The organism is Devosia sp., from assembly GCF_040509215.1.
GTDB lineage: Bacteria > Pseudomonadota > Alphaproteobacteria > Rhizobiales > Devosiaceae > Devosia.
Map to the genome: position 1 here is coordinate 1 of NZ_JBEVLL010000140.1, position 6,840 is coordinate 6,840.

The following is a 6,840-nucleotide window of genomic DNA, read 5'->3' on the forward strand; positions in this document are numbered from 1 at the left end:
CCAACTAGGGAGGCGCCGCCGTGTCCATTGCCAGCAAGAACGAACGGGGCGGCGCACTCGCCACACTCTTCGTCCGTCGGCCCGTCATGGCCGTGGTCATCAATGCGCTGATCATGGTGGCCGGCCTTGCCGCTCTCCTCGGCATCGAAGTGCGCGAACTCCCCCGCGTAGAAAGCCCGGTCCTTTCCGTCTCCACCAGCTTCACCGGCGCCGCCGCCGAAACCGTCGACCGCGAGGTCACAGCCATCATCGAAGGCGCCGTGGCCCGCGTTCAGGGCGTCACGGCGATCTCCTCCAGCTCCTCCGTCGGCCAAAGCCGCGTCACCCTGGAATTCTCCGAAAGCACCAATCTCGATATCGCCACCTCCGACGTGCGCGATGCCCTCAGCCGCGTCACCCGCAATCTGCCCGACAGCGTCGAGGCCCCCACCATCTTCAAGGCCGACAGCGACGCCCAGCCTATCCTCCAACTCTCTGTCACCTCGGACAGCCTCAGCATTGCCGACCTCAGCGAACTGGTCGATGGCATCGTCACCGAGCGTCTCGCGGCCGTCGAAGGCGTCGCCGAAGTGCAGGCTTACGGCACCCGCACCTCATCCTTCGAAGTCGACATCGACCCCACAAAACTCGCCAGCCACGGCCTCACCGTCGCCGATATCCGCACCGCCCTCTCGACCATCGCCTTCGATTCGCCTGCCGGCTCCATCAACGGCCCCAACCAGAACATTTCTGTCCGCGCCATTTCCGAAATCACCGAACCCAGCGATTTCGAAGAGATCATCATCAATGGCCGCACGCGCCTCGGCGATGTCGCCAGCGTCGTCTTCGACGCCGCCGCCAGCACCTCCTCCATCCGTGCTGATGGCCGCCCCGCCATTGGCCTCGGCATCGTGCGTCAGGCCCAGTCCAACTCCGTCTCGATCTCCCACGCTGTCCACGCCGCCGTCGACAGTCTCAACGACACCCTCCCCGAAGGCGTGACCGTCAAGATCTCCAGCGACGAAGCCGTTTTCATCGAAGGCGCCCTGCACGAGGTGGAAATCGCCCTTGTAGTCGCCCTCGTCGTCGTCATCGGCATCATCTACCTCTTCCTGCTCGATTGGCGCGCCATCATCGTGCCCGCCATTTCCATGCCCATTGCGCTCCTCGGCGCCGTCGCAGGCATGTATCTCGCTGGCTTTTCGCTCAACATCATCACGCTCCTGGCGCTGGTCCTCGCTACAGGCCTCGTGGTCGATGACGCCATTGTCGTCCTCGAAAACATCATGCGCCGAAAGCATCTGGGCGCCGGCCCCCGCGCCGCGGCCGTGCTCGGCACGCAGGAAGTCTTCTTCGCCGTCATCGCCACGACGCTCACCCTCGTCGCCGTCTTCGTGCCCCTGAGCTTCCTCGAAGGCCAGACCGGCCGCCTTTTCCGCGAATTCGGCTTCACTCTCGCCATCGCCGTGCTGCTCTCGGCCGTCGTCGCCCTCTCCATGGGCCCCATGGTCGCCTCGCGCCTCCTCAAGAACGACCACAAGGAACACACCGGCGGCCCCTTTGGCGCCATCGGTCGCTTCTTCGCCGGCCTCTATCGCATCACCCTCCGCGTGGCCCTGCGCAATTCGTTCGTGGTCATCCTTCTCGCCGTGCTCTTTGCCGGTTCGGCCTACTACGTTTATGGCGCTCTCCGGCAGGAGATCACGCCCTCCGAAGACCGCTCGGCCATTAACCTCCGCATCAACGCGCCAAACACGGCCAGCCTCGATTTCGTCCGCACCCGCCTCGGCCAGGTCGAATCCATGCTGCAGCCCTATGTCGACAGCGGCGAAGTGCGTTCGGTCTTCGTCCTCTCCGGCTGGGGCAATGGCGGCTCCATCACGCTCACTCTGGCCCCTTGGGGCGAACGCGAGCGCAGCCAGCAGCAGATCGCCTCCGAGATCAATGCCCTCATGGCGCAGGTTCCCGGCGTCCGCGCCAATGTCAGCCAGGGCAACAGCCTCGGCATTCGTGGCGGCGGCTCGGGCCTCCAATTCGCCGTTGCCGGCTCCGACTACACCGTCCTGGCCGCAACGGCCGACACCATCTCCAAAGCCCTCGAAGCCGATGGTCGCTTCGGCCGCGTCTCGGTCAATTTCGACACCAGTCAGCCCCAGCTCACCCTGACGGTCGACCGCGCCCGCGCCGATTCCCTCGGCATCGACATCAACGGCCTCGCCCCCACCATGCAGGCGATGATCGACGGGTCCGATGTCGGCACCATCTTCATCAACGACGAGAGCTATTCGATCCGGATGCTCTCGACCTCCAACCCGGTCAACGACCCGCGCGATCTCGAAACCCTGTTCGTGCGCACCGGCGATGGCCGCTATGTGCCGATGTCGACCATCGCGACCATCGAGGAAGCCCCGGTCCCACCCTCGCTCCGCCGCGAGCAGCAGCGACGCGCCGTGCAGGTCACCGCCAGCCTCGAAGATGGCCTCGCCCTCGGCGACGCCTTCAACGAACTGCAGAAGATCGCCAACCCTCTCCTGCCCCAGGGCACGTCCATCCTGCCGCTGGCTGAAGCGAAAACCATCGGCGAAGCCAACAACGCGCTCTTCCTCACCTTCGGCTTCGCGCTGGTGATTATCCTCCTCGTCCTCGCCGCCCAGTTCGAAAGCTTCTGGAGCGCCATCATCGTCATGGCCACGGTCCCCTTCGGCCTCGCCGCCGGTCTCTGGGCTATCCTCCTCACGGGGGGCAGCCTCAACATCTTCTCCCAGATCGGCCTCGTCCTCGTCGTCGGCATCATGGCCAAGAACGGCATTCTCATCGTCGAATTCGCCAATCAGCTCCGCGACCGCGGCCTCTCCGTCGCCGAAGCCATCGAGCAAGCTTCCAACATCCGCCTCCGCCCGGTATTGATGACCATGATCGCCACCATCCTCGGCGGCGTGCCGCTGGTCCTCGCCTCCGGCGCCGGTGCCGAAGCCCGCGCAGCCCTCGGCTGGGTCATGGTCGGCGGCCTCGGCTTTGCGGCCATCGCCACGCTCTACCTCACCCCCGTCGCCTACCTCCTCCTCGCCCGCTTCTCGACGCCCAAAGCCGAAGAAGAAGCCAAGCTGGAGCGCGAGTTGGACAGCATGGAAACAAGACCCGATCCCGCCGAGTGACGCGGCGCTCTAGTCCCGAAGGCGCCCCTCTAGCTGCGCTAGATAATCGCGCAGCAGGGCCACCCGACGCGGACGAAAGCTCTCGGGTGTAACCTCGGCACTCGTCATCCGGTCCCCCCGAAAAATCCGAAAGTCCTGCCGCAGACAGCACCAGGCCAGCACCGATAGCGTTCGCTCGGTATAGACGATCGCCAATGGCCAGATCACCCGCTCGGTTTCTGCCCCGTTCTGATCCGTGTAGCGAACGGCCACCGCCCGCTCCCGCCACGCCGCCTCCCGCAGCTTTTCGAGATCGATCGCCAGGGGCGCCCGCGCCTGTGGCCGAAACACGTGCGACACGGCATGCATTGCCTGCTGCTCGGCCTCATCGGGCAAGGTTGCCGCAATCTTGGCCAGTGCCGATACCGCCGCGTTCGCCAGCGCCGGATCGCCCATGCCCCGAACTTCAGCCAGCCCCAGCACCAGCGCCTCGATTTCCGCCCGCGTCAGCGTCTGCGGCGGCAGCGCAAAATCCTCGACCAGCCGATAGCCATAGCCCCGCTCGCCCTCGATCCGCGCCCCTGCCGCGCGCAGGCTGTCGATATCGCGATAAAGCGAGCGCAGCGACACGCCCGTCTCCTCCGCCAACCGCTTGGCGGTCAGCGGCGCGGGCAGCACGCGCATCGCCTGCAACAGGCGCAAAAGTCGATCGGATCGAGCCATGTCCAACTGTCGAAAACTGGCAGTTGCCCCTCGCTATACAAGTCCCTGCAAACCGGCAAGCAGGAGCCTCAAATGAGCATCGAAACCACCACCCACCTTAATTTCCGCGGCCAGGCCCGCGCCGCCCTCACCCTTTATCAATCCGTCTTCGGCGGCACGCTCACCGCCGTCACCTATCAGGATGCCCACGCCGTCCAGAACCCAGCCGAAGCAGACCAGATCCTCTGGGGCCAGGTCGTCTCCCCCGAGGGATTCCGCCTCATGGCCTATGACGTGCCATCGAGCCAGCCCTACAATGCCGGCGAAAACGCCGTCTTCGTCTCGGTGCGCGGCAAGTCAGCCGACGAGCTTTCCGCCTATTGGGCCAAGCTGATCGAGGGCTCCACCGTCATCGTCCCCCTCGCCACCTCCGCCTGGTCGCCACTCTATGGCATGGTCCGCGATGCCTTTGGCGTCACGTGGGTGCTCGATCTCGCCGTCGAATACACCCCCGCCTGATCGGGAACATCCCTCCCGCCCGCTGCGTTCAGCTCCGAGACCCAACCGGAGCTGAGCCATGTTCGACCACACGGGCATTGTCGTCACCGATCTCACGAAGGCCCGTCGCTTTTACGACGCCATCGCAGCCGCGTTGGGCCTTCAAACCATCAGCAACGGCGACGAAAGTTTCCTCTTCGGCAAGAGCAAGGAAGAGCCCATCCCCTATCTCTGGATCGGCACCACCCGCCCCTCCTACTGGGTCGAAGGCTCACGCGCCGGCATCAACCAGATGCACGTCGCCTTCCGCGCCGACAGCAAAGCCATGGTCGACGCCTTCCACAAGGCCGCGCTCGAAAATGGCGGTACCGACAATGGCGCCCCCGGTCCCCGCCAGGGCGCGGGCGACTACTACGGCGCCTTCGTCCTCGATCCCGATGGCAACAATATCGAGGCTTGCGCCCGCGGCGCCGCTGCGTAACGCTGTGCCTATGCGCACAGTCACCCATTCCTGCGTCAGCCTCGCCACCGAAGCCTTCGGCACCCCCACCGATCCCCCGCTGATCCTGATCATGGGCGCCACGGCCTCCATGCTCACCTGGCCCGATCAGCTCTGCACGCTCCTTGCGGCGCAAGGCCTCTTCGTCATCCGCTTCGATCACCGCGATACCGGCGCGTCCACCAGCGTGCCGCTCGGCGAAGCCTCCTATTCCGTCGAAGATATGGCGGGCGACATCCTCGCCATCGCCGACGCCTATGGCCTCGATGACTTCAGCCTCATGGGCATGTCGCTTGGCGCCTACATCGCCCAGATCATCGCGCTAAAACATCCCGAGCGGGTAACGACGCTAACCCTCGTCAGCGCCGAGCCTCTCGGTTGGGATGGCCCCGCACTGCCCCACATCTCCGATGCCTTCCTCGACCATTTCGGCACCCTGGCCGCGCTCGATTGGTCCGATCGCCCCTCCGTCCTCGCCTTCCTCCTCGAAATCGACCGCCTCAGTGCCGGCCCCGCCGGCCTCGTCGATAAAGCCGCCACCACTGCCCGCATCGAGCAGATTCTCGACCGCACCAGCAGCCCTGCCAGCATGTTCAACCATGGCAGCGTCACCACCACGCAAGACTGGACCGGCCGCTTCCGTGACATCGCCGCGCCCACCCTCGTCATCCACGGCGAATTCGACCCCATCCTGCCGCACGAAAACGGCGAGGCCCTGGCCGATGGCATTCCTGGCGCCCGGCTCGTCACCCTGGACGGCGCGGGCCACGAACTGCCCCCCGAAAAACTGCCGGCGATCGCCGCCTGCGTTTCCGGCCTCATCCATCGGGTCAAATAAAAAGGGCCGCCGGTTTCCCGGCGGCCCCAAATCCAAAGCCCGAAAAATCAGGCCGAACGGTTCTTGTTGTAGAGATCGAAGAACACGGCTGCGAGCAGCACCACGCCCTTGATCATCTGCTGCAGGTCGATGTTGATGCCCATGATCGACATGCCGTTGTTCATCACGCCGAGGATGAACGCACCGATCACCGCACCAGCCACCTGGCCAACGCCACCCAGCGCCGAAGCGCCGCCGATGAACACGGCCGCGATCACGTCGAGTTCGAGACCCTGGCCGGCCTTCGGGGTCGCCGAGTTGAGGCGAGCCGCATAGATCATGCCGGCAAGGGCAGCGAGAGCACCCATGATGGCAAAGATGTAGAAGGTGGTGCGTTCAGTCTTGATACCCGATAGCGCCGCCGCCTTGAGATTGCCGCCGATAGCATAGATGCGTCGGCCAAAGGTCAGGCGCTTGGTCAGGAAGATGAAGCCGGCGATCAGAATGCCCATCACGACCAGCACGTTCGGCAGGCCACGATACGAAGCGAGCATATAGGCGAAGAACATGACCATCGCTGCGATGACGAGGTTCTTCACGATGAACAGGCTAAACGGCTCGACGTCATAGCCGCGAGCCATGCGACGGGCGCGGCCACGGATGGCGAAGAACACCATCGCCACGACACCGGCGATCGCGATTACCATGGTCGTCGTGTGCAGGACCAGCGGCTGCACGCCTTCGCTGGCCGCAACCAGTGTTGTCGGCCCGATCACGTCGGGGATGAAGCCAGCCGAAAGCAGCTGGAATTCGGCCGGGAACGGACCAACCGACTTGCCGGCGAGAATGGCGAGCGACAGACCCTTGAAGATCAGCATGCCGGCCAGCGTCACGATGAAGCTGGGGATCTTGTGATAGGCGATCAGGTAGCCCTGTGCCGCGCCGATCGCTGCGCCGACGATCAGGCAGATGATGCCGGCAATGATCGGATTGGCGAGGAAGGCGAATTCGGGCGGGAATTTCCAGCCCACCATCAGCATGGCGGCGAGGGCGCCGACAAAGCCCGAGACCGAACCGACCGAAAGGTCGATATGGCCGGCCACGATCACCAGCAGCATGCCCAGCGCCATCACGATGATGTAGCTGTTCTGCAGGATGATGTTGGTCAGGTTGACGGGCTTGAACAGCACGCCCGCGGTAAAATACTGAAA

6 protein-coding genes are annotated in these 6,840 nt (G+C 64.6%); 4 read left to right on the forward strand and 2 right to left on the reverse strand.

What is annotated here, in order from left to right; all coding sequences use genetic code 11:
- The first annotated feature begins 20 nt into the window (after positions 1-20).
- A complete protein-coding gene (locus ABW043_RS07485) occupies positions 21-3,134 on the forward strand; it encodes an efflux RND transporter permease subunit (protein ID WP_353920594.1) in 3,114 nt (1,037 codons plus the stop codon).
- A gap of 9 nt (positions 3,135-3,143) precedes the next feature.
- Here ABW043_RS07485 and ABW043_RS07490 read toward each other — a convergent pair whose 3' ends face one another.
- Positions 3,144-3,836 (reverse strand): helix-turn-helix transcriptional regulator, encoded by a 693-nt coding sequence (locus ABW043_RS07490; RefSeq protein WP_353920595.1) that lies wholly within the window; start codon positions 3,834-3,836, stop codon positions 3,144-3,146.
- Positions 3,837-3,908: 72 nt separating this feature from the next.
- Between ABW043_RS07490 and ABW043_RS07495 the strand changes: the two genes are divergently transcribed.
- Genes ABW043_RS07495 through ABW043_RS07505 form a run of 3 tightly spaced genes read left to right on the forward strand, consistent with a single transcriptional unit; the run spans position 3,909 to position 5,650 of the window.
- Positions 3,909-4,334, forward strand: a complete 426-nt coding sequence (locus ABW043_RS07495; RefSeq protein ID WP_353920596.1) for a VOC family protein — start codon at positions 3,909-3,911, stop codon at positions 4,332-4,334.
- A gap of 58 nt (positions 4,335-4,392) precedes the next feature.
- Positions 4,393-4,794, forward strand: a complete 402-nt coding sequence (locus ABW043_RS07500; protein ID WP_353920597.1) for a VOC family protein — start codon at positions 4,393-4,395, stop codon at positions 4,792-4,794.
- Positions 4,795-4,804: 10 nt separating this feature from the next.
- Positions 4,805-5,650, forward strand: a complete 846-nt coding sequence (locus tag ABW043_RS07505; protein ID WP_353920598.1) for an alpha/beta fold hydrolase — start codon at positions 4,805-4,807, stop codon at positions 5,648-5,650.
- Between the two features lie 47 nt (positions 5,651-5,697).
- On the opposite strand, the gene mmsB is transcribed toward ABW043_RS07505, so the two are convergent.
- A partial coding sequence (gene mmsB, locus ABW043_RS07510) for a multiple monosaccharide ABC transporter permease (RefSeq protein WP_353920599.1) occupies positions 5,698-6,840 on the reverse strand: 1,143 nt, incomplete at its 5' end.